This window comes from Candidatus Bandiella numerosa (genome assembly GCF_021811875.1).
Lineage (GTDB): Bacteria > Pseudomonadota > Alphaproteobacteria > Rickettsiales > Midichloriaceae > Aquirickettsia > Aquirickettsia numerosa_A.
Genome location: NZ_JAJBJD010000276.1, coordinates 1 through 250 on the forward strand (window position 1 = coordinate 1; position 250 = coordinate 250).

Annotated in this window: 1 protein-coding gene; it reads left to right on the forward strand. The window is 47.2% G+C overall.

What is annotated here, in order from left to right; all coding sequences use genetic code 11:
• A partial coding sequence (locus tag L8D11_RS05630) for a hypothetical protein (RefSeq protein WP_236870675.1) occupies positions 1-189 on the forward strand: 189 nt, incomplete at its 5' end.
• Positions 190-250 lie beyond the last annotated feature (61 nt).

Here is a 250-nt window from a genome sequence, read left to right on the forward strand (position 1 = left end):
ACTTTGCCGTCAGCTTCCTTCCGCCAACTCCTCACGAAGTTAACCTTGCCTCAGCTAATGGACAGCTCTATATCAGCCCATGAGGGACTTGAACCCTCTACTCTTACATCATGCACGGCGCACACAAATCTAATTCAGGCCTTCCCTAGGAGAGGTACCGATTCTCCCAAGTACTATGCCTTCTGCTGACTCCTTGTATCGTATCACTCATTATTACTAATGAGCTAGCTTATACTCAAGCCGGATACAA